We start from the raw sequence: 22,534 nt of genomic DNA, 5'->3' as shown, positions 1-22,534 counted from the left end.
CCAGTCGCCGGCAAGCCGGCTCCCACAGGTGTTGCGCCGTTCTTGTGGAGCCGGCTTGCCGGCGATGCGCCGCGTCAGCGGCGCCCTGTTGCCTTTGGATCAACCCGCCAGCATGCGCCCGGTTTCTTCCAGGTTCTCGTGCCAGCTCAGCGCCTCGCGCAGGATATGCGGGGTATGCCCGCCACGCTGGCAAGCGCGCTCGAAGTAGTCGTTGAGCGCGGCGCGGTAGTCCGGGTGCACGCAGTTGTCGATGATCACCCGGGCGCGCTCGCGCGGCGCCAGGCCGCGCAGGTCGGCCAGGCCCACCTCGGTCACCAGGATGTCCACGTCATGCTCGGTGTGATCGACGTGGCTGACCATTGGCACCACGCTGGAAATCGCACCACCCTTGGCAATCGACTTGGTGACGAAGATCGCCAGGTGGGCGTTGCGGGCGAAGTCGCCCGAGCCGCCGATGCCGTTCATCATCCTGGTGCCGCAGACGTGGGTCGAGTTGACGTTGCCGTAGATGTCGAACTCGAGCGCCGTGTTGATGCCGATGATCCCTAAGCGACGTACCACTTCAGGGTGGTTGGAGATCTCCTGCGGACGCAGCACCAGCTTGTCCTTGTAGCGCTCCAGATTGCCGAACACATCGGCATTGCGGCGGCTCGACAGGGTGATCGAGCTGCCTGAGGCAAAGCTCAGCTTGCCGGCGTCGATCAGGTCGAAGGTCGAATCCTGCAGCACTTCGGAGTACATGGTCAGGTTTTCGAACGGCGACTCGATCAGGCCGCACATCACCGCGTTGGCGATGCTGCCGATACCGGCCTGCAGCGGCCCGAGGTTGTTGCTCATGCGGCCGGCATCCACCTCGCCCTTGAGGAAGGCGATCAGGTGGTCGGCGATGCCTTGGGTCTCATGATCGGGCGGCAGCACGGTGGACGGCGAGTCCGGCTGGTCACTGATGACGATGCCGACGATCTTCGCCGGGTCGATCGGGATCGCGGTGCTGCCGATGCGGTCGTCTACCTTCACCAGCGGGATCGGCGTGCGGGTCGGACGGTAGGTCGGGATGTAGATGTCGTGCAGGCCTTCGAGGTTGGCGTTGTGCGACAGGTTGATCTCGACGATGACCTGCTTGGCGAAGATCGCGAAGCTGGCCGAGTTGCCCACCGAGGTGGTCGGCACGATATGGCCTTGCTCGGTGATCGCCACCGCTTCGATGACCGCGATGTCCGGCAGGGTCAGTTGCTTGTTGCGCAACTGCTCGACGGTTTCCGACAGGTGCTGGTCGATGAACATCACCTTGCCGTCGTTGATGGCCTTGCGCAGGGTGCTGTCGACCTGGAACGGCATCCGCCGGGCGAGTACGCCGGCTTCGGTCAGTTGCTTGTCCAGGTCGTTGCCCAGGCTGGCGCCGGTCATCAGGCTGATCTTCAGCGGCGACTGCTTGGCGCGCTCGGCCAGTGCGTGGGGCACGGCCTTGGCTTCGCCGGCGCGGGTGAAGCCGCTCATGCCGACGGTCATGCCGTCCTCGATCAGGCCAGCGGCGTCAGCCGCACTCATTACCTTGCTGTGCAGGGAGGACAAGCGGATACGATCACGGTACATGGATTGTTATCTCAGGCTACTGAAGCTACTGGAAGCGCAGTCTAGAGATTTCGCCCGGTGCCGTCCCGCGACCATGGTCGTATGAGCGGCCCGGAAATAGAGCCGTTGATCTGGATCAGGCAAATGCGACAAACCCCGGAAATGGCTTCCCGGGGTTTGTCTTGTACAAGCGGTCGCGATGGTCGTTGGACCTACTCCACAGCCTTGACCATGTCCTCGATGACCTTCTTCGCGTCACCGAACACCATCATGGTCTTGTCCAGGTAGAACAATTCGTTGTCCAGGCCGGCATAGCCGCTGGCCATGGAGCGCTTGTTGACGATGATGGTCTTGGCCTTGAAGGCCTCGAGGATCGGCATGCCGGCGATCGGCGACTTCGGATCATTCTTCGCCGCCGGGTTGACCACATCGTTGGCGCCCAGCACCAGCACCACGTCGGCCTGGCCGAACTCGGCGTTGATGTCTTCCATCTCGAACACCTGGTCGTACGGTACCTCGGCCTCGGCCAGCAGCACGTTCATGTGCCCGGGCATGCGCCCCGCTACCGGGTGGATCGCGTACTTCACGGTCACGCCGTTGTGGGTCAGCTTTTCGGTCAGCTCCTTGAGCGCGTGCTGGGCGCGGGCCACCGCCAGGCCATAGCCTGGGACGATGATCACGCTGTCGGCGTTGCTCAGCAGGAACGTGGCGTCGTCGGCCGAACCGGATTTCACCGGGCGTTGCTCTTTCGAACCCGTTGCGGCACCGGCATCGACGTCGGCACCGAAGCCACCGAGGATCACATTGAAGAACGAACGGTTCATCGCCTTGCACATGATGTACGAGAGGATCGCGCCGCTGGAACCGACCAGGGAGCCGGCGATGATCAGCATCGAGTTGTTCAGCGAGAAGCCGATACCGGCTGCTGCCCAGCCCGAATAGCTGTTGAGCATCGACACCACCACCGGCATGTCGGCGCCGCCGATCGGGATGATGATCAGCACGCCCATGACGAAGGCCAGGGCCAGCATCAGGGTGAAGGCGCTGTAGTGGCCGGTGAAGGTGAACAGCAGCCCCAGGGCGATGGTCGCCAGGCCCAGGATCAGGTTCAACTTGTGCTGGCCGGCGAACTGTACCGGTGCGCCCTGGAACAAGCGGAACTTGTACTTGCCCGACAGCTTGCCGAAGGCGATCACGGAACCTGAGAAGGTGACGGCGCCGATGGCCGCGCCAAGGAACAGCTCGAGGCGGTTGCCGGTGGGGATCGGGTCGCTGATGGCGGCGACGATGCCCAGCGACTGTGGTTCGAGCACGGCGGCGATGGCAATGAATACCGCGGCCAGGCCGATCATGCTGTGCATGAACGCGACCAGTTCGGGCATCTTGGTCATCTCCACGCGCTTGGCCATGATCGAACCCGCGGTACCACCGACCAGCAGGCCGACGATCACGTAGCCGATACCCGCTGTCGCAAGCTCAGCCCCAAGCTTATAGATGAGGCCCACCGTGGTGAGGATCGCGATGCCCATGCCGATCATGCCGAACAGGTTGCCGCGCCGCGAAGTGGTCGGGTGCGAGAGGCCCTTGAGCGCCTGGATGAAGCAGACCGAGGCGACCAGGTACAGAAGCGTTACCAGATTCATGCTCATGCTTACTTCTGCGCCTCGTTCTTGGTTTTCTTCTTGAACATTTCCAGCATGCGGCGGGTGACCAGGAAGCCACCGAACACGTTGACCGCGGCCAGCGCCACGGCCAGGGTGCCCATGATCTTGCCGGCCGGGGTCACGGTCAGCGCTGCGGCCAGCATGGCGCCGACGATGACGATCGCGGAAATGGCGTTGGTGACTGCCATCAGCGGTGTGTGCAGGGCCGGGGTGACGTTCCACACCACGTGATAGCCCACGTAGATGGCCAGCACGAAGATGATCAGGTTGTAGATGCCGTGGGAAATCAGCATGTCTTCCATTGTCGTGCTCCTCAGCTGTTCTTGCGCACGACCTGGCCGTCGCGGCACATCAGGCACGCGGCGACGATGTCGTCTTCGAGGTTGATGACCAGGTTGCCGTCCTTGTCGAACAGCAGCTTCATGAAGTCGAGCAGGTTGCGCGCGTACAGCGCCGAGGCGTCGGCACCGACCTGGGCCGGCAGGTTGGTCGGGCCGACGAGGGTCACGCCGTTCTCCATCACCACCTGGTCGGCCACGGTCAGCGGGCAGTTGCCGCCTTGGGCTGCGGCCAGGTCGATGACCACCGAACCGGGTTTCATCTGCGCCACGGTCTCGGCGCTGAGCAGGGTCGGCGCTTTGCGTCCGGGAATCAGCGCGGTGGTGATGACGATGTCCGCCTGCTTGGCTCGCTCGTGCACGGCCTGGGCCTGGCGCTGCATCCAGCTGGCCGGCATTGGCCGGGCGTAGCCGCCCACGCCTTCGGCGCACTCGCGTTCCTCGTCGGTCTCGTAGGGCACGTCGATGAACTTGGCGCCAAGTGACTCGATCTGCTCCTTTACCGCCGGACGCACGTCGGACGCCTCGATCACCGCGCCCAGGCGCTTGGCCGTGGCGATGGCCTGCAGGCCGGCCACGCCGGCACCGAGGATCAGCACGCGGGCGGCCTTTACGGTGCCCGCCGCGGTCATCAGCATGGGCATGAAGCGTGGGTAGTGGTGGGCGGCCAGCAGCACGGCCTTGTAGCCGGCGATGTTGGCCTGGGACGACAGCACGTCGAGGCTCTGCGCGCGTGAGGTGCGCGGTGCGGCTTCCAGGGCGAAGGCGGTGATGCCGCGCTCGGCCATCTTGGCGATCAGTTCGTTGTTGAACGGGTTGAGCATGCCTGCCAGCAGGCTGCCGCTGTTGATCAGCGCCAACTCCTGGTCACTGGGCGCGACCACCTTGAGCACCAGTTGCGCGCCGAAGGCGTCGGCGGCTTCGCCCAAGTTGGCGCCAACGGCCTCATAGGCACTGTCCGGAATGCTGGCCTTTAGCCCTGCCCCCCGTTGCACGGTGACCTGATGGCCCTGGCCAACCAGTTTCTTGATGGTTTCCGGGGTTGCGGCGACCCTTGTCTCACCCGTCTGCGTCTCGAGAGGAACACCAATGTGCACGACTTTGTCTCCTGCGGTGACCTTTTGTCTTTATAGGAACCAGCGCACTTCGGGTGGTGCGGCTGGGTGGTCGTAGAGCACGACCCCGCCGGATCCGGGGCGGGGGAGGCATTTTGCAGACGAACCCGAGGGCCTTCAACCGGTTCTGAAGCGAAACGAAGTCAAAACTACAAGTCACCCTGTGACCGTATGTCGCAACGATTTGCCCTCAACCCGTCAAGCACGCGCTATGCGGAGCTTAGGAGAAAATTTGAAAAAAATTCCGCTATTTTCGTTCTCAGTTTGCTGAATGTCGCAAAATCAGCTGCAAACCCGCGCAGTAACTAGGGTTGCTATGTTTTTCAGGGTGAACGGAACAGATTACGAATTTGCGACAAATCCATATATCTGTAGGTGTTAAAAATAATTGACTACGGGGTCAGCTTTACCCGCTTTACCCTATTTCGTGGCGGTGTATCGTTGCGCCTGCGCCACCAGCCAGTCGCGGAACGCCCGTAGCGAGGCGGACTCGACCTTCCGCTCGGGGATCATCAGATGGTAGGCCTTGTCACTGGTCAGGGCATGCCTGTTAGCGACCATCAGTCGGCCCTCCTGCAGCTCGCGCTGGATCAGGAACGGTGGAATCAGCGCAATGCCCATGTCATGCATGGCGGCCTGGGCGAGCATCGAAAACAGCTCGTAGCGCGGGCCGGTCATGTCGCGTTCGACGCTCATCCCCAAGCCGTCGAACCATTGTCGCCAGGCATAAGGGCGGGTGGTCTGCTGCAGCAGTGGCAAGTCGGCAATGCGCTGGGCGTCGAGGCTGGCTTGCCCTTCCAGCAGGGAAGGGCTGCACACCGGCACGGGGTTCTCGCCCATCAGTCGGTGGGATTGGGTGCCCGACCAGTCGGCGTCGCCGAAGTAGATGGCGGCATCGAAGGGCGTGTCGGCGAACAGGAAGGGGCGGGTGCGGTTGGTCAGGTTGACCGTGACCTCCGGGTGACGCTGCTGGAAGTCTTTCAGCCGCGGCAGCAGCCACTGGGTGCCGAAGGTCGGCACTACCGCCAGTTCGATCACATTGGCGCCTTGCTGGCGCATCACCGAAAGCGTGTCGCGCTCCACCGCATCCAGCTGTGCGGTTACCTGGCGACTGTAGGAGAGCCCGGCTTCGGTCAGTTTCACGCCCCGGCGCGAGCGACGGAACAGCTCGACATTGAGGAAGGCCTCCAGGCTGCCGATCTGCCGACAGACGGCGCCCTGGGTCAGGGCCAGTTCCTGTGCGGCCTTGGTGAAGCTCTCGTGACGTGCGGCCGCCTCGAAGCAGACCAGGGCGGTGGTGCTGGGAATCTTTCGGCGCATGTACGTGAACCTCACATGTCAGGCGTTGAGCAGGGCATTTGGATGATTACGAAGTGAGAAAATATCACTAAACGGTGCGCAATCCTCGTTTGTCCCTCACGCCAAACAGGCCTAGGATCAATCCAGCACAACAATTCGTTCCCATCTTTCGAGGAATCCGCACATGGCTGGCAAGGCAAGCTTCAACTGGATCGACCCGCTGCTGCTGGATCAGCAGCTCACTGAAGAAGAGCGCATGGTCCGTGACAGCGCCTATCAGTTCGCCCAGGACAAGCTGGCGCCCCGTGTGCTGGAGGCGTTCCGTCATGAACAGACGGATCCGGCGATTTTCCGTGAGATGGGTGAAGTCGGCCTGCTCGGCGCGACCATTCCCGAGCAGTACGGCGGCAGTGGCCTGAACTACGTCTGCTACGGCCTGATCGCCCGCGAGGTGGAGCGTATCGACTCCGGCTACCGCTCGATGATGAGCGTGCAGTCGTCGCTGGTCATGGTGCCGATCAATGAGTTCGGTACCGAGGCACAGAAGCAGAAGTACCTGCCGAAGCTGGCCAGTGGCGAATGGATCGGCTGCTTCGGCCTGACCGAGCCCAACCATGGTTCCGATCCGGGCTCGATGATCACCCGCGCCCGCAAGGTCGACGGTGGTTATCGTCTGAGCGGCAGCAAGATGTGGATCACCAACAGCCCGATCGCCGATGTGTTCGTGGTCTGGGCCAAGGACGATGCCGGCGATATCCGTGGCTTCGTGCTGGAGAAAGGCTGGGACGGCCTCAGTGCTCCGGCAATCCATGGCAAAGTCGGCCTGCGTGCTTCGATCACCGGCGAGATCGTCATGGACAACGTGTTTGTGCCGGAAGAGAACATCTTCCCCGATGTGCGCGGCCTCAAAGGCCCGTTCACCTGCCTGAACTCGGCCCGCTACGGCATCTCCTGGGGTGCGCTGGGTGCCGCCGAGGCCTGCTGGCACACCGCTCGCCAATACACCCTGGATCGTCAGCAGTTTGGCCGCCCGCTGGCTGCCAACCAGTTGATCCAGAAGAAGCTGGCTGACATGCAAACCGAGATTACCCTGGCTCTGCAAGGCTGCCTGCGCCTGGGCCGGATGAAGGACGAAGGGACCGCGGCGGTCGAGATCACCTCAATCATGAAGCGCAACTCTTGCGGTAAGGCCCTGGACATTGCTCGCCTGGCGCGGGACATGTTGGGTGGCAATGGCATTTCCGACGAGTTCGGCGTCGCCCGCCACCTGGTCAACCTCGAGGTGGTCAACACCTATGAAGGTACTCACGACGTGCACGCGCTGATCCTTGGGCGCGCGCAGACCGGCATCCAGGCGTTCTATTAATAGAGGAGCCAGGCCATGGGCGCGCTTTCCCATCTGCGGGTGCTGGATCTTTCCCGGGTATTGGCCGGCCCCTGGTCCGGCCAGATCCTTGCCGACCTTGGGGCGGATGTAATCAAGGTGGAGCGCCCCGGCGCGGGTGACGACACCCGCTCCTGGGGGCCGCCTTTCCTGCGCGATGCCCAGGGCGAGAATACCAGCGAGGCGGCCTACTACTTATCGGCCAACCGTAACAAGCGCTCGGTGACCATCGACTTCACTCAGCCCGAAGGCCAGCGCCTGGTGCGCGAGCTGGCGGCGAAGTCGGATATCGTCATCGAGAACTTCAAGGTGGGCGGGCTGGCAGCCTACGGGTTGGATTACCAAAGTCTGAAGGGCATCAACCCGAAGCTCATCTATTGCTCGATCACCGGCTTCGGCCAGACCGGGCCATATGCCAAGCGTGCTGGCTATGACTTCATGATCCAGGGGCTGGGCGGCCTGATGAGCCTGACCGGGCGTCCGGAGGGGGAGGAGGGCGCGGGGCCGGTGAAGGTGGGGGTGGCACTCACTGACATCCTGACCGGGCTGTATTCCACCGTGGCGATTCTTGCGGCCTTGGCGCATCGTGATCAGGCGGGGATAGGTCAGCATATCGATATGGCGTTGCTGGATGTGCAGGTGGCCTGCCTGGCCAATCAGGCGATGAACTACCTCACCACTGGCAATCCGCCACGGCGGTTGGGCAATGCGCACCCCAATATCGTGCCCTACCAGGACTTCCCGACGGCGGATGGCAATTTCATCCTTACAGTGGGTAACGATGGTCAGTTCCGCAAGTTCGCTGAAGTAGCGGGGCAGGCTCATTGGGCGGATGACCCGCGCTTTGCCACCAACAAGCAACGGGTGGCCAACCGGGCTGAGCTGATTCCGCTGATTCGTCAGGCGACGGTGTTCAAGACCACGGCTGAATGGGTCACTGAGCTGGAGACGGCGGGTGTGCCATGCGGGCCTATCAATGACCTGGCGCAGATGTTCCAGGACCCGCAGGTATTGGCGCGTGGGCTGGCGGTGAATGTTCCACATCCGCTGGCGGGCAGCGTGCCGCAGGTGGCCAGCCCGATCCGGTTGTCGGAGACGCCGGTGGAGTATCGCCATGCGCCTCCATTGTTGGGGGAGCACACCGAGGCGGTGCTGATGGATGTGCTGGGGCTGAGTGGGGAAGCGGTGCAGGTGCTTCGGGGCGCAGGTGTGCTGTAACACGCGCTATAGATAGAAAGAAGCGGGGCGGCCGGCAGGCCGCCCCGCTTTGCTTTTCAACAATCTGAAGGTTTTATGAAATAAACGGTTGACGGGGTTTCAGATCCCCTTATAATGCGCCCCACTTCCAGCGACATCGGAACGAAAAACTCCTTGAATATCAATGAGTTGATCGATCAGGAGGGTTGCGGAAGTGCTTCGATCGTCAGGTCGGCAGCGGTGAAAAAGGCAGTTGACAGCAGGTTGTAACGCTGTATGATTCGCCTCCCGCTACGAGAGATCGCAGCGAGTCAAGTGTTTGAAGTTGAACGGGTTTCTCGCAAAATACTTCAAAATAAACGCTTGACAGCAAATGAGGAAAGCGTAGAATGCGCGCCTCGGTTGAGACGAAAAGCGCTTAACCAACCGTTCTTTAACAAATTGAATCAAGCAATTCGTGTGGGTGCTTGTGAGTACGGACTGATAGTCGCCAAGATTATCAGCATCACAAGTGGCCATGCGAGAAATCACATAGTCATTTGAGATTGCTGAGCCAAGTTTAGGGTTTCTTAAAAACCCAAGCAGTATTGAACTGAAGAGTTTGATCATGGCTCAGATTGAACGCTGGCGGCAGGCCTAACACATGCAAGTCGAGCGGATGACGGGAGCTTGCTCCTTGATTCAGCGGCGGACGGGTGAGTAATGCCTAGGAATCTGCCTGGTAGTGGGGGACAACGTTTCGAAAGGAACGCTAATACCGCATACGTCCTACGGGAGAAAGCAGGGGACCTTCGGGCCTTGCGCTATCAGATGAGCCTAGGTCGGATTAGCTAGTAGGTGAGGTAATGGCTCACCTAGGCGACGATCCGTAACTGGTCTGAGAGGATGATCAGTCACACTGGAACTGAGACACGGTCCAGACTCCTACGGGAGGCAGCAGTGGGGAATATTGGACAATGGGCGAAAGCCTGATCCAGCCATGCCGCGTGTGTGAAGAAGGTCTTCGGATTGTAAAGCACTTTAAGTTGGGAGGAAGGGCAGTAAGTTAATACCTTGCTGTTTTGACGTTACCGACAGAATAAGCACCGGCTAACTCTGTGCCAGCAGCCGCGGTAATACAGAGGGTGCAAGCGTTAATCGGAATTACTGGGCGTAAAGCGCGCGTAGGTGGTTCGTTAAGTTGGATGTGAAAGCCCCGGGCTCAACCTGGGAACTGCATCCAAAACTGGCGAGCTAGAGTATGGTAGAGGGTGGTGGAATTTCCTGTGTAGCGGTGAAATGCGTAGATATAGGAAGGAACACCAGTGGCGAAGGCGACCACCTGGACTGATACTGACACTGAGGTGCGAAAGCGTGGGGAGCAAACAGGATTAGATACCCTGGTAGTCCACGCCGTAAACGATGTCAACTAGCCGTTGGAATCCTTGAGATTTTAGTGGCGCAGCTAACGCATTAAGTTGACCGCCTGGGGAGTACGGCCGCAAGGTTAAAACTCAAATGAATTGACGGGGGCCCGCACAAGCGGTGGAGCATGTGGTTTAATTCGAAGCAACGCGAAGAACCTTACCAGGCCTTGACATGCAGAGAACTTTCCAGAGATGGATTGGTGCCTTCGGGAACTCTGACACAGGTGCTGCATGGCTGTCGTCAGCTCGTGTCGTGAGATGTTGGGTTAAGTCCCGTAACGAGCGCAACCCTTGTCCTTAGTTACCAGCACGTTATGGTGGGCACTCTAAGGAGACTGCCGGTGACAAACCGGAGGAAGGTGGGGATGACGTCAAGTCATCATGGCCCTTACGGCCTGGGCTACACACGTGCTACAATGGTCGGTACAGAGGGTTGCCAAGCCGCGAGGTGGAGCTAATCTCACAAAACCGATCGTAGTCCGGATCGCAGTCTGCAACTCGACTGCGTGAAGTCGGAATCGCTAGTAATCGCAAATCAGAATGTTGCGGTGAATACGTTCCCGGGCCTTGTACACACCGCCCGTCACACCATGGGAGTGGGTTGCACCAGAAGTAGCTAGTCTAACCTTCGGGAGGACGGTTACCACGGTGTGATTCATGACTGGGGTGAAGTCGTAACAAGGTAGCCGTAGGGGAACCTGCGGCTGGATCACCTCCTTAATCGAAGACATCAGCCTGCTGATGAGCTCCCACACGAATTGCTTGATTCATTGTGTAAAGACGATGCTGTAACGCGACCCTGTTATAGGTCTGTAGCTCAGTTGGTTAGAGCGCACCCCTGATAAGGGTGAGGTCGGCAGTTCAAATCTGCCCAGACCTACCAATTACTTGGTGCGGCCTAGAATACGGGGCCATAGCTCAGCTGGGAGAGCGCCTGCCTTGCACGCAGGAGGTCAGCGGTTCGATCCCGCTTGGCTCCACCACTCTTTCAGGTTTCGCAGCACTGCTCAGAACTTAGAAATGAACATTCGGCGATGAATGTTGATTTCTGACTTTTGTCAGATCGTTCTTTAAAAATTCGGATATGTGATAGAAATAGACTGAACACCCGTTTCACTGCGGGTGGATCAGGCTAAGGTAAAATTTGTGAGTTCTGCTCGAAAGAGCGACGTGCGAATTTTCGGCGAATGTCGTCTTCACAGTATAACCAGATTGCTTGGGGTTATATGGTCAAGTGAAGAAGCGCATACGGTGGATGCCTTGGCAGTCAGAGGCGATGAAAGACGTGGTAGCCTGCGATAAGCTTTGGGGAGTCGGCAAACAGACTGTGATCCAGAGATCTCTGAATGGGGGAACCCAGCCAGCACAAGCTGGTTATCTTGTACTGAATACATAGGTGCAAGAGGCGAACCAGGGGAACTGAAACATCTAAGTACCCTGAGGAAAAGAAATCAACCGAGATTCCCTTAGTAGTGGCGAGCGAACGGGGACCAGCCCTTAAGCTGGTTTGAGATTAGTGGAACGCTCTGGAAAGTGCGGCCATAGTGGGTGATAGCCCCGTACACGAAAATCTCTTGCCAGTGAAATCGAGTAGGACGGAGCACGAGAAACTTTGTCTGAACATGGGGGGACCATCCTCCAAGGCTAAATACTACTGACTGACCGATAGTGAACCAGTACCGTGAGGGAAAGGCGAAAAGAACCCCGGAGAGGGGAGTGAAATAGAACCTGAAACCGTATGCGTACAAGCAGTGGGAGCCTACTTGTTAGGTGACTGCGTACCTTTTGTATAATGGGTCAGCGACTTATATTCAGTGGCGAGCTTAACCGAATAGGGGAGGCGTAGCGAAAGCGAGTCTTAATAGGGCGCTTTAGTCGCTGGGTATAGACCCGAAACCGGGCGATCTATCCATGGGCAGGTTGAAGGTTAGGTAACACTGACTGGAGGACCGAACCGACTACCGTTGAAAAGTTAGCGGATGACCTGTGGATCGGAGTGAAAGGCTAATCAAGCTCGGAGATAGCTGGTTCTCCTCGAAAGCTATTTAGGTAGCGCCTCATGTATCACTGTAGGGGGTAGAGCACTGTTTCGGCTAGGGGGTCATCCCGACTTACCAAACCGATGCAAACTCCGAATACCTACAAGTGCCGAGCATGGGAGACACACGGCGGGTGCTAACGTCCGTCGTGAAAAGGGAAACAACCCAGACCGTCAGCTAAGGTCCCAAAGTCATGGTTAAGTGGGAAACGATGTGGGAAGGCTTAGACAGCTAGGAGGTTGGCTTAGAAGCAGCCACCCTTTAAAGAAAGCGTAATAGCTCACTAGTCGAGTCGGCCTGCGCGGAAGATGTAACGGGGCTCAAACCATGCACCGAAGCTACGGGTATCACCTTTAGGTGATGCGGTAGAGGAGCGTTCTGTAAGCCTGTGAAGGTGAGTTGAGAAGCTTGCTGGAGGTATCAGAAGTGCGAATGCTGACATGAGTAACGACAATGCGAGTGAAAAACTCGCACGCCGAAAGACCAAGGTTTCCTGCGCAACGTTAATCGACGCAGGGTTAGTCGGTCCCTAAGGCGAGGCTGAAAAGCGTAGTCGATGGAAAACAGGTTAATATTCCTGTACTTCCAGTTATTGCGATGGAGGGACGGAGAAGGCTAGGCCAGCTTGGCGTTGGTTGTCCAAGTTTAAGGTGGTAGGCTGAGATCTTAGGCAAATCCGGGATTTCAAGGCCGAGAGCTGATGACGAGTGCTCATTAGAGCGCGAAGTGGTTGATGCCATGCTTCCAAGAAAAGCTCCTAAGCTTCAGATAACTGGGAACCGTACCCCAAACCGACACAGGTGGTTAGGTAGAGAATACCAAGGCGCTTGAGAGAACTCGGGTGAAGGAACTAGGCAAAATGGCACCGTAACTTCGGGAGAAGGTGCGCCGGTGAGGGTGAAGCACTTGCTGCGTAAGCCCACGCCGGTCGAAGATACCAGGCCGCTGCGACTGTTTATTAAAAACACAGCACTCTGCAAACACGAAAGTGGACGTATAGGGTGTGACGCCTGCCCGGTGCCGGAAGGTTAATTGATGGGGTTAGCGCAAGCGAAGCTCTTGATCGAAGCCCCGGTAAACGGCGGCCGTAACTATAACGGTCCTAAGGTAGCGAAATTCCTTGTCGGGTAAGTTCCGACCTGCACGAATGGCGTAACGATGGCGGCGCTGTCTCCACCCGAGACTCAGTGAAATTGAAATCGCTGTGAAGATGCAGTGTATCCGCGGCTAGACGGAAAGACCCCGTGAACCTTTACTATAGCTTTGCACTGGACTTTGAGCTTGCTTGTGTAGGATAGGTGGGAGGCTTTGAAGTGGGGACGCCAGTTCTCATGGAGCCATCCTTGAAATACCACCCTGGCAACCTTGAGGTTCTAACTCAGGTCCGTTATCCGGATCGAGGACAGTGTATGGTGGGTAGTTTGACTGGGGCGGTCTCCTCCCAAAGAGTAACGGAGGAGTACGAAGGTGCGCTCAGACCGGTCGGAAATCGGTCGTAGAGTATAAAGGCAAAAGCGCGCTTGACTGCGAGACACACACGTCGAGCAGGTACGAAAGTAGGTCTTAGTGATCCGGTGGTTCTGTATGGAAGGGCCATCGCTCAACGGATAAAAGGTACTCCGGGGATAACAGGCTGATACCGCCCAAGAGTTCATATCGACGGCGGTGTTTGGCACCTCGATGTCGGCTCATCACATCCTGGGGCTGAAGCCGGTCCCAAGGGTATGGCTGTTCGCCATTTAAAGTGGTACGCGAGCTGGGTTTAGAACGTCGTGAGACAGTTCGGTCCCTATCTGCCGTGGACGTTTGAGATTTGAGAGGGGCTGCTCCTAGTACGAGAGGACCGGAGTGGACGAACCTCTGGTGTTCCGGTTGTCACGCCAGTGGCATTGCCGGGTAGCTATGTTCGGAAGAGATAACCGCTGAAAGCATCTAAGCGGGAAACTTGCCTCAAGATGAGATCTCACTGGAGCCTTGAGCTCCCTGAAGGGCCGTCGAAGACTACGACGTTGATAGGTTGGGTGTGTAAGCGCTGTGAGGCGTTGAGCTAACCAATACTAATTGCCCGTGAGGCTTGACCATATAACACCCAAGCAATTTGCGCTGAGGCCAAATTGTGGTGGTGAAGACGAAACGAACCGAAAGTTCGCGACGAACCACAAATATCGCATATCCGAATTGGCTGGCATGTCTGCAAAGACGTACTGGCAACCGAATTTCTTGACGACCATAGAGCATTGGAACCACCTGATCCCATCCCGAACTCAGTAGTGAAACGATGCATCGCCGATGGTAGTGTGGGGTTTCCCCATGTGAGAGTAGGTCATCGTCAAGATTCATTTCGCAAAACCCCTATCTGCGCGAGCAGGTAGGGGTTTTGTCTTTAAGTAGAGACTACAGAGATTCGCAGGTGCGTCCCCAGGACGGACCAGCACACAGAATTTCTTGACGACCATAGAGTATTGGAACCACCTGATCCCATCCCGAACTCAGTAGTGAAACGATGCATCGCCGATGGTAGTGTGGGGTTTCCCCATGTGAGAGTAGGTCATCGTCAAGATTCAATTCCAAAGCCCCTGATCGCGATGCGATCAGGGGCTTTGTCTTTTCAGGGTATTGATGCGTGAAGTTCCCGCGTGAGATCGTCCAGCTCCCTGCGCTGGCACGAAGGGAACAGTATTCAAAAGCACAGCACGGCCCCTGTAGGAGCGGCTTCAGCCGCGATCACCCGCGAAGCGGGTGCCAGACACCGAGTTGCTTGCATCGCGGCTAAAGCCGCTCCTACAGAGGTCTCTTTTTGCTGTGCAACAGCACAGCCCGAAGAGCTATCCCCGCCCCCCTGATGTTCAAGACAAAAAAAGGCCGCTCCCGGTCGGGAGCGGCCTTTTTGCCATCGGGGCACACGCCCCTTCCAGTGATATCAGCTCAGCAGGTTACGCACATTTCCCATCGCCTCATCGGCAAAGCCCTGCAGAAATGCCTGGAAGCCCGGCAGTGCCTCCGGCCCGCCTTCCCATGGCTCGGCCTGGATGGTCCAGGTAGCCCGGCTGTGTTGGAGATCGATCGCCTGCACTTGCATGGCCGCCCACAGATTGCCGATGTTCAAACTGGTGTAGATCAGGCTCCAGGTCATGTTCATGGCCTGATCGTCACGGGAGTTCAACTGCTCGATCACCACGTTGCCATCCTTGAACAGCTTCTTGCGCACCGAGCGCACGCCGCTGCCGGTCATCTCGATATGCGCCAGGGCAGGAATGAACACCGGGAAGCCAGCGAAGTTGCCGACGATGTTCCACACGTTGGCCGCCGGCGCGGCGATCTCCACGCTGGAAACCACAAGACAGCCTTGCGGGTTGCGGATCAGGGTATCGGGTTTGAGTGCTTGCATTGGGATGTTGCTCCTGTTGTACATGAAAGGGATCAGATAAAGCCGATGTCGGCCAGGTAGCGGCAGCCGCGACTGAGCAGCGCCGGGTCCTTGCTTGGGTAACGGGCGCCCATGCGCTGCACGCCGGCACGAGCGTTGTCGTGGGCGATGCCGGAGATGTCACCGATGTCTTCTTCGAAACCGTCCAGGTAGAAGCCCAGGACGTCGTACAGCGCGTTGTCGCTATCGACCCTGGCCAACTGGCGCTGCCATTGCTCGATGCTGACCAGTTCGAAGGCATGGCCCTGGGCATGGAACGAAGCCAGGTAGTCACGCCAGCGCAGGGGTTCGGGGTTGTGCAGGTTGAACACGCACCGGCCGGCCTGGTGACGGCTGCTGTGGAAAGCGATGAAGCGGGACAGGAAGTCCACCGGCATGAGGTCGAAGTCGATCTCCAGCTCCGGCACCTGGCCCAACTGCAGCGAGCCCTTGAGCATCAGCATCAGCCGGTTGCGCTGAGGCTGGCAGGCCCCTGTGCGGCTATCGAAGGTGATGTTGCCGGGGCGGAACAGGTTGACCCACACGCCTTGTTCACGGGCACGGCTGAGGATGCGCTCGCCGACCCATTTGCTCAGGTTGTAGCCATTGCGGATGTAGATCGGCGGGGTGTCTGCGGGGTCGCTCTCCAGCACATGGCCCTCGCCATCCACGGCGCTGCAGGCGGACAGGGTGGAGACGAAGTTGAAGATTTTCTTGCGACGGCCCTCACACAACCGCAGGCATTCGAACAACGGCTCGATGTTGTCGGCTGCCAGTACCTCGTAGTCGAGCACATGGTTGACTTGCGCGGCGTTGTGCAGCAACGCGCCATAGTTGCTGTCCAGGTAGTCGTAGTCGGCCTGGGCCAGACCCAGTAGTGGCTTGCGCAGGTCCGCTTCGAATACCCGCACGCGGCTGCGGTCCAGGGTGACGTGGTTGTCCCGCAGGGCCTGGGAGAAACGCTCATCGGCGGATAACCCTGCGGCGCTGCGTACCAGGCAAGCGACTTCACTCGCGCCCCACTCCAGCAGGGCCTCGACCAGATGCACGCCAAGGAAGCTGTTGGCCCCGGTGACGATCACCTTGTGCACATCGCCCAGGCGCTCCAGCGGTTGCACCTGCAGGCCCAGTTCGCGGTTGGCGTCCTGCTCCAGGCGTACCAGGGAGGTTTGCAACGCCTCGTGATCGCCATCGAGCAGCGCGCCCAGGCGCTGCAAGGTCGGCTGTTCGATGAAGCGGTTGATGGCCACCCCCTGGCCGAAGTGCTCCCTGACCTCCAGCAGCAAGCGCGACAGCAGGATGGAGTGACCGCCGAGATTGAAGAAGCTGTCGTCGGCGGAAATTTCGCTTTGTGGGAGCTCCAGCAGCGTGCTCCACAGGCGACGCAGGCGCTCCTCGGTCGCGGTCCGTGGTTCGATGCGCTGGCTGGTTGGCAAGGTCAGTGGACGCAACGACAACACCCGGCGATCCACCTTGCCGTTGGCGGTATAGGGCATCTGCTGCAGTACCTGATAGAACGTCGGGCGCATGTAGTCGGGCAGGTGTCGCTCGGCATGCTCGCGCAGCAAGGCTTCGGCATCGGCCCGTTGCGGGTGGGCAAGGAAGGCCAGGACCCGCCGCTGGGCGTCGATCACCACCGCCACCTGGGCGAACAGCTGGCTATCGCGCAGGCAGTGCTCGATTTCTTCGGGTTCGACCCGGAAGCCACGGATCTTCACCTGGTTGTCTCGCCGGCCGCACAGCTCTATACCTTGTTCGGTCCATTTGCCGATGTCCCCCGTACGGTAGGCGCGCAGTGTGCGGCCCGCGGGCAAGCTCAGCTCGACGAAACGTTCGGCGCTCAGTTCGGAGTTGTTCAGGTAACCCAGGCCGACACCTGGCCCGGCGATGTACAGCTCGCCGGGGGTCTGCTCACAAACCGGCTGCAGGTGCTGGTCGAGTATCAGCACCTGGGTGTTGGCAATCGGCAGCCCCAGGTTGCGGTTGTCGTCGCCTGCAGCGAACACCCGGGTTGTGGCCAGCACGGTGGTTTCGGTCGGCCCGTAGATGTTGTGCATGTGGCATTGCCCGGCCAATCGAGCGATGACTTCCGGTTCGCAGACGTCGCCACCGGTCACCAGGTGACGCAGGCCCAGGTGCAGATCACGGGGAAGGATACTCAGCAGCGCCGGTGGCAGGAACGCGTGGCTCACCTCCTCTCTGTGGATAAGTTGTACCAGCCGCTGCGGATCGCGACGCTGGTCCTCACTGGGCAAGACCAGTTCCGCGCCACAGGCGAACGTCGGCAGGATATCCAGCAGCGAGGCGTCGAAGCCGATGGTGGAGAACTGCAGTACCCGGCTGTGCCGGTCCAAGCCCACATGCTCGCGATACCAGGCCATGAAGTGCGCCAGGTTGCCCTGGGTGAGCAACACGCCTTTGGGTTGGCCGGTGGTGCCGGAGGTGTAGATCGCCACGCAGGCCTGGTCGGCGGCAGCCTGGCGCAACGCCAGGCTGGGCAGCGGCAAGTCCTGCGGCAAAGGAAGGTTGCGCACATCAACATCAGGGATATCCACAGGCGCCTGACCGTCGTGCAGCAGAACGCAGGCGCCAGCGTCGTCGAGGATCAGCTGGCGGCGCTCGGCCGGCGTGGCCGGATCCAGTGGCAGGTAGATGGCGGCGCAGCCCAGCACCGCCAACAGGCTGGCGTAGAGCTCGGGTGACTTGCCCATGCACACGGCGACCACAGGCGGCTGTTCCCCGGCGTTGGGCAACAGCGGCAACAAGGCCTGCTGGATGACGGCGGTGCGGGCATGCAGCTGCTCATAAGTGCAACGCAGGCCGTCGTGGTTCACGGCATGACACTCTGCGTACACACGCAGACTGTGTTCCAGGTCGCCGATCAGGTCTGTTTCGGCCTTCTCCAGCAAATCGGCGCGTAGCGTGCGGTTGAACGGATGTCGGTAAGCCAAAGTGTCCAGCCAGTCCAGGCTGTGTTCGCGCTCCTGATCTCCCGGGTTCACCGCAGGCGTTTCCTGCAAATGCAATGGGTTGCGGGCGAAGCGGGTGACCTGCAGTGCCAGTTGCTCGCACAGGGCTTGCAAGGTGTCCTCACGCAGCTGTTGGCCATTACCGGAGCGCGGCGTGTGTATCGGCACGCGATGGATCAGGCGCTGGGCGCTGGCACTGCCGCACCAGCACAGGGCCTCCAGTTGCGGCAGGGTGTCGGCGCAGCTCGCACCCAGGCGCAGCCTGAGCAGCGGCGTGCCGCCCAGGGGCTGCCAATCACTGCTGCTCAGTGCCAGGCTGCCATCCTCCACCACCAGGTCGGGATGGGCCGACAGCTGCCGGGGCAAGGCCTGGGCGCTATCGGCCCTGGCCGAGCCATGTCCGTGCTCGGCGAGCATGCGGGCGAACTCCTCCAGGGGCGGGCTGATGCCCACCAGAAGTATGTCGAGGCGTCTCATGTCTAGGTCCTCAGGGCAGATAGTCGCGCAGGGCGTCCTGTACGCAGGGCGACTCGAGCATCGAGCTGCTGCGGAAGAAACGCAGGATGTTGCCCAGCAGCGGATGCTGGCGGTTGATCGGGTAGGCCAGGCCCAGCACTTCCTCGCGCAGGGCCTGGCGCACCGTGTCGGTCACCGGCAAGGCGTCGATCAGGGCACAGTCGAAAGCCTGCTGGATGTCGTTGGTCAGGTACTGGCGCAGGAACAACGGCAGTACCTTGGCGATCATCTGGCGATCCGCCTCGGGCGCGGTATGCCAGTAGATGCGCGTCAGGCGCGCCCAGAAGCTCGAGTGACGACCTTCGTCCAGCAGGTGATCGGCCATCAGGCCCTTCACCGAGGGCTTGACCGAGTCGTCGCGGGCAAAGGCCGCGACATCGTCGGTCAGGGTGTTCTCGGCGATGCCCACGCAGATCAGCTCCAAGGCGTCACGCAGGGCCTCGGGTACCTGTTCCAGCGCGGCTGGAATGGCGCGGCTGAGTTCGATTTCCTGGGGCAGGGCGATCGGCTCGATCCCGGTCAGGGCGATGGTTTGCTGCAGGAAGTCCATCGCCACCAGGGCGTGATAGTCCTCGTCCACCACCACGGTCATCGCGTCGTAGCGGCAGGCGAACGGGAAGCGCACGGCAAAGCGGTCCTTGGCGATGCGCCGGGCGGTGCGGTCGACGATCTCGGTCTCGAAGATCACCACGTCATTGATGAACTTGTAGAGGCTCTGTACCAGCACGAAGTCGCGCAGCTGCGGGCACTCGCGCTGGAACGTCGCGCCGAGCACCAGGGGCTGGCGGCTCAGGGGGTAGATCAGGCGCTGGTCATCCTCCACCAGGCGCCGGGGCCGGGTGCGAATGGTCGCCCTGGCCTCCCAGGCCTCGGCAAAGGAGCGATACTCGAGGGCATTCATGGGGTGACCTCGGCAACAGCCGCTTTCAGCGATGTACGCAGGCGGTCCCACAGGGCCATGCGGCTGTCCACCGCGGCGATGGCGGCCACGTAGACGTCTTCCTGGCGCAGCGGATCATGATCGACCAGGCGTGCCAGCAATTGCTCGGCGGCGGGGCCGTGGTCCTCGGAGTCGACTTCGATGTGACGTTGCAGGTAGTAGCGGAAGGTCGGCGCCTGCTCGGTACCGATGCCCCACTCGTCGAGAATTTGTTGGAACATCGCTGGAATGACGCTTTCCCGCCCATGCAGGAAGGCGGCGGCAACTTGGTGGGCCGGTGCCTCGATGGCCACTTTGAGGGTGTCGCGAACGAATCGCTGCGCGGCTTCACTGGCGCCGCAGCGTTGCAGCGCGTCGAATGCCGCGACGCCTTGTTGCTGCAGGCTGACGAAGCGCTCGATGGCCTGGGTGCTGGCACCGACTTCGCGCATGGCATCCAGGTACAGCTCGAAGTGGCTGTAGTGACCATGATCGAGGCGATCGTCCGATTCCTCGCCCAGGACGATCTCGTTGATCAGGCGCGCCGCAGCCGGGTCCCTTGGTGGCAGCCAGGGCAGGCTGACGCAGGTCAGCTCCTGCTGCAGGCGCTTGGTCAGCGACATGAAGTCCCAGACGGCAAACACGTGGGTTTCCATGAACCCACGCAGCGTCTCCAGAGAATCGATTTCGGAAAATAGCGGGTGCAGGGAAAGTTCATGTTTCTTGTCGGAAAGTGTGCGCTTCAATGTGCTCATGATGAGATCCGTTTAGAGGTGATATGCAGGGACGTTATGCTCTGGAAGTTGCAAGGCAACTAAATGCCGGGCGAATGAAGGCCTCGAGTGAAAACTCGAATTCGAACAACAGGCAGAGGCCAGCAGGGCTTGTTTGGCGAGGTGTCCACGGTGACGCCTGGCCGCCCTTGGCTGGCGATATAAAAGTTAGAACAACTTCAAAGTTGGTCGCAATTGTTTTTTTGATTATTTTATGTTCGGACTTTTCTTGAAATATAAGTACCTGAATAAAACATTGAGTAAGTTTTATTTTGGCAATACGTGCTCCTTCCGATAATTAACGATCAGAAAAATAGACACAGAGTGAATGCCTCACTCGGAGCACGAATGAACGGAGATGGAGAGAGGGACTATTGAGGGGCGGCTGATCGCTTGCGGTCCTTGCCCCGGTGCCAGGTTCCTTCTGCAGGTGAATGAAGAGGCAAACGGCCAGGTCCACGTCTGATGATCAGCGGCCGCTGCGGGGGGTAGAGTGTGCCCAAAATGCTGGCACTGCCATGGCCAGGCACTGACCAGGCAGCGGAAAAGCCTTGATCAGCGCACGGATGGCAAGAGGAGAATTAGAAGCTCAGCAACCCGAGGTGGGCGTTGAAGATGCGCACCAGGCGCTGGTTCAGCAGCGAAGTATCGACCGCTTGCACCGGTAGCTCAATCAGCTCCAGCTCCCGGCGTACCAGGCTGTGCCAGCCGAGCATCGCCGCCAGCGAGCCCGGCGGATAGAGCACGGTCATGGGGATATGCAGGGGCAGGTAAGTGGTGCTGAATTGTGGGCTGTCACAGCTTGAAACAAACAAGTGACGAGTCAGGCCCGGACAAGCACCTTGCACTTGCTGGATCAGGGCCAAGGCGATGTGCGCGCCCAGGCCTTGGGCAAACACGGCATGTGGCTGCATAAGGTAGGGCTGGAGCTGCTCTACCAGGGCCTGGGTCAGGCGCCCGGAAATGGGCAGAGATTGTTCGAAGTCGGCAATGGAGGGGACATCGACCGCGACCAGCTCGATGGGGTCGCTCAGGGTCGTTGCCCAGGTGCGGTACTGGGCAAGTTGCTGCCGTGTGTTTGCCAGGCAGATCAGGCGAATCCTGGGCGGCTGGTCGGGCATGGTGTCCTGTCGAGTCTGCACGTGCACTGCCGTTCCTTGTGGCGGATCGTGTCGACGCAGCGGGTGGTCGCCAGGGGCGGCTGCGCGGTTGGGCAGGATCAGTTGGCCGATTGCCTGTCGAGGTACTTCCTGATGGTGCGCGCGGCATGGTTGAGGTGTTCTTCCAGGAGCTTCACGGCCTCGTCCACCAGTCTGTCGTTGGCGGCATCGACAAGGGCAATGTGGTCATCCTGGGTGAGTTTGCCCAGGCCCATCGAGGACAGATGGAAACGCAGGAAGCGTTCCTCTTCGTTCAGCTCGATCTCGATCATGCGCAGCAGTTTCTGGTTCTGCGCCTTGCTGTAGAGGGCCATGTGGAACAGGCGATTGAGCCGGCCGATTTCGGCATGACGAGTCTCGGTCTCCAGTTGACGGATGTAAGCCCTGGCCTGGGCGATGTCGCCGGCATCGAGCAAGGGGATCGACTGGCGCAACGCCTCGGTCTCGAGCAGTACACGCAGGGCGTACGTGTCGACGGCGTCTTCACCGATCAATGGCGCTACCACGGCGCCTTTGTGCATCACCACCTGCAGCAGCGACTGGGCTTCGAGTTGGCGCAGCGCCTCGCGCACAGGCATGCGACTGACACCGAACAAAGTCGCCAGCTCTTGCTGGCGCACGGCGGTGCCCGGGGGCAGGCGGCCATCAAGGATGGCACTGCGCAGGCGCTCTTCGATAACACCCCGGGCCAGGTGCGGTGGTACTTGTTCGCTACCCAGTACGGTGCTCAGGAGTTTGGGTTTCTCAGCCACGCGGGGTTCGCCTCGGCAACATGAA

At 59.9% G+C, this 22,534-nt stretch carries 13 protein-coding genes, 2 tRNA genes and 4 rRNA genes; 8 read left to right on the top strand and 11 right to left on the bottom strand.

Annotated features, from left to right (window positions below; all coding sequences use genetic code 11):
• Positions 1-99: 99 nt before the first annotated feature.
• The 5 genes from LOY42_RS25735 to LOY42_RS25715 form a co-directional block, all read right to left on the bottom strand.
• Positions 100-1,593 (bottom strand): acetyl-CoA hydrolase/transferase family protein, encoded by a 1,494-nt coding sequence (locus tag LOY42_RS25735; RefSeq protein WP_110696747.1) that lies wholly within the window; start codon positions 1,591-1,593, stop codon positions 100-102.
• A gap of 191 nt (positions 1,594-1,784) precedes the next feature.
• Positions 1,785-3,221, bottom strand: a complete 1,437-nt coding sequence (locus LOY42_RS25730; protein ID WP_023631271.1) for an NAD(P)(+) transhydrogenase (Re/Si-specific) subunit beta — start codon at positions 3,219-3,221, stop codon at positions 1,785-1,787.
• A 2-nt stretch (positions 3,222-3,223) separates the two neighbouring features.
• The gene (locus LOY42_RS25725; RefSeq protein ID WP_139674901.1) at positions 3,224-3,538 is read right to left on the bottom strand and encodes an NAD(P) transhydrogenase subunit alpha; all 315 of its coding nucleotides are present in this window, start codon (positions 3,536-3,538) and stop codon (positions 3,224-3,226) included.
• An 11-nt stretch (positions 3,539-3,549) separates the two neighbouring features.
• Positions 3,550-4,671, bottom strand: coding sequence for a Re/Si-specific NAD(P)(+) transhydrogenase subunit alpha (locus LOY42_RS25720; protein ID WP_139674904.1), 1,122 nt, complete (start codon positions 4,669-4,671; stop codon positions 3,550-3,552).
• A gap of 438 nt (positions 4,672-5,109) precedes the next feature.
• On the bottom strand, positions 5,110-6,009 hold the full coding sequence (locus tag LOY42_RS25715) for a LysR family transcriptional regulator (RefSeq protein WP_139674907.1): 900 nt from the start codon (positions 6,007-6,009) through the stop codon (positions 5,110-5,112).
• A 163-nt stretch (positions 6,010-6,172) separates the two neighbouring features.
• On the opposite strand from LOY42_RS25715, the gene LOY42_RS25710 reads away from it, so the two are divergent.
• From LOY42_RS25710 to rrf (LOY42_RS25675), 8 genes are all read left to right on the top strand, one after another.
• Positions 6,173-7,354 (top strand): acyl-CoA dehydrogenase, encoded by a 1,182-nt coding sequence (locus tag LOY42_RS25710; RefSeq protein WP_023630017.1) that lies wholly within the window; start codon positions 6,173-6,175, stop codon positions 7,352-7,354.
• Between the two features lie 15 nt (positions 7,355-7,369).
• Positions 7,370-8,590 (top strand): CaiB/BaiF CoA-transferase family protein, encoded by a 1,221-nt coding sequence (locus tag LOY42_RS25705; protein WP_258599642.1) that lies wholly within the window; start codon positions 7,370-7,372, stop codon positions 8,588-8,590.
• A gap of 568 nt (positions 8,591-9,158) precedes the next feature.
• Positions 9,159-10,695: ribosomal RNA gene (locus tag LOY42_RS25700) — 16S ribosomal RNA — on the top strand.
• Positions 10,696-10,781: 86 nt separating this feature from the next.
• Positions 10,782-10,858, top strand: a tRNA-Ile gene (locus tag LOY42_RS25695).
• A gap of 24 nt (positions 10,859-10,882) precedes the next feature.
• Positions 10,883-10,958: transfer RNA gene (locus LOY42_RS25690), tRNA-Ala, on the top strand.
• Positions 10,959-11,203: 245 nt separating this feature from the next.
• Positions 11,204-14,096: ribosomal RNA gene (locus LOY42_RS25685) — 23S ribosomal RNA — on the top strand.
• A 137-nt stretch (positions 14,097-14,233) separates the two neighbouring features.
• Positions 14,234-14,349: ribosomal RNA gene (gene rrf, locus LOY42_RS25680) — 5S ribosomal RNA — on the top strand.
• 109 nt (positions 14,350-14,458) lie between these two features.
• Positions 14,459-14,574: ribosomal RNA gene (gene rrf, locus LOY42_RS25675) — 5S ribosomal RNA — on the top strand.
• Together the 16S, 23S and 5S rRNA genes with 2 tRNA genes alongside form the textbook arrangement of a ribosomal RNA operon.
• Positions 14,575-14,934: 360 nt before the next feature.
• On the opposite strand, the gene LOY42_RS25670 is transcribed toward rrf (LOY42_RS25675), so the two are convergent.
• The 6 genes from LOY42_RS25670 to LOY42_RS25645 form a co-directional block, all read right to left on the bottom strand.
• Complete coding sequence (locus LOY42_RS25670) at positions 14,935-15,402, bottom strand: SRPBCC family protein (protein WP_139667785.1); 468 nt, start codon at positions 15,400-15,402, stop codon at positions 14,935-14,937.
• 32 nt (positions 15,403-15,434) lie between these two features.
• Positions 15,435-18,866: an amino acid adenylation domain-containing protein gene (locus tag LOY42_RS25665; protein WP_139667783.1), complete on the bottom strand. Its 3,432-nt coding sequence runs from the start codon at positions 18,864-18,866 to the stop codon at positions 15,435-15,437.
• 10 nt (positions 18,867-18,876) lie between these two features.
• Positions 18,877-19,806 (bottom strand): diiron oxygenase, encoded by a 930-nt coding sequence (locus LOY42_RS25660; RefSeq protein WP_258599641.1) that lies wholly within the window; start codon positions 19,804-19,806, stop codon positions 18,877-18,879.
• A complete protein-coding gene (locus tag LOY42_RS25655; protein ID WP_139667779.1) occupies positions 19,803-20,579 on the bottom strand; it encodes a DUF3050 domain-containing protein in 777 nt (258 codons plus the stop codon). Before LOY42_RS25655 ends, LOY42_RS25660 begins: the two co-directional genes overlap by 4 nt.
• A gap of 599 nt (positions 20,580-21,178) precedes the next feature.
• On the bottom strand, positions 21,179-21,739 hold the full coding sequence (locus tag LOY42_RS25650; protein ID WP_139667777.1) for a hypothetical protein: 561 nt from the start codon (positions 21,737-21,739) through the stop codon (positions 21,179-21,181).
• A gap of 77 nt (positions 21,740-21,816) precedes the next feature.
• Complete coding sequence (locus LOY42_RS25645) at positions 21,817-22,509, bottom strand: GntR family transcriptional regulator (RefSeq protein WP_102685160.1); 693 nt, start codon at positions 22,507-22,509, stop codon at positions 21,817-21,819.
• Between the last annotated feature and the right edge of the window lie 25 nt (positions 22,510-22,534).

It is taken from the genome of Pseudomonas sp. B21-023 (genome assembly GCF_024749165.1).
In the GTDB taxonomy this organism is placed as follows: domain Bacteria; phylum Pseudomonadota; class Gammaproteobacteria; order Pseudomonadales; family Pseudomonadaceae; genus Aquipseudomonas.
The sequence above is the reverse complement of the archived record's forward strand: the minus strand, read 5'-3'. Positions and strand labels throughout refer to the sequence as shown.

Bases quoted from the DNA above. Each gene is read 5' to 3' on its own strand.
- LOY42_RS25735 (WP_110696747.1), bottom strand. From the start codon at position 1,593: ATGTACCGTGATCGTATCCGCTTGTCCTCCCTGCACAGCAAGGTAATG.
- LOY42_RS25730 (WP_023631271.1), bottom strand. From the start codon at position 3,221: ATGAGCATGAATCTGGTAACGCTTCTGTACCTGGTCGCCTCGGTCTGC.
- LOY42_RS25725 (WP_139674901.1), bottom strand. From the start codon at position 3,538: ATGGAAGACATGCTGATTTCCCACGGCATCTACAACCTGATCATCTTC.
- LOY42_RS25715 (WP_139674907.1), bottom strand. From the start codon at position 6,009: ATGCGCCGAAAGATTCCCAGCACCACCGCCCTGGTCTGCTTCGAGGCG.
- LOY42_RS25710 (WP_023630017.1), top strand. From the start codon at position 6,173: ATGGCTGGCAAGGCAAGCTTCAACTGGATCGACCCGCTGCTGCTGGAT.
- LOY42_RS25705 (WP_258599642.1), top strand. From the start codon at position 7,370: ATGGGCGCGCTTTCCCATCTGCGGGTGCTGGATCTTTCCCGGGTATTG.
- LOY42_RS25670 (WP_139667785.1), bottom strand. From the start codon at position 15,402: ATGCAAGCACTCAAACCCGATACCCTGATCCGCAACCCGCAAGGCTGT.
- LOY42_RS25665 (WP_139667783.1), bottom strand. From the start codon at position 18,866: ATGAGACGCCTCGACATACTTCTGGTGGGCATCAGCCCGCCCCTGGAG.
- LOY42_RS25660 (WP_258599641.1), bottom strand. From the start codon at position 19,806: ATGAATGCCCTCGAGTATCGCTCCTTTGCCGAGGCCTGGGAGGCCAGG.
- LOY42_RS25655 (WP_139667779.1), bottom strand. From the start codon at position 20,579: ATGAGCACATTGAAGCGCACACTTTCCGACAAGAAACATGAACTTTCC.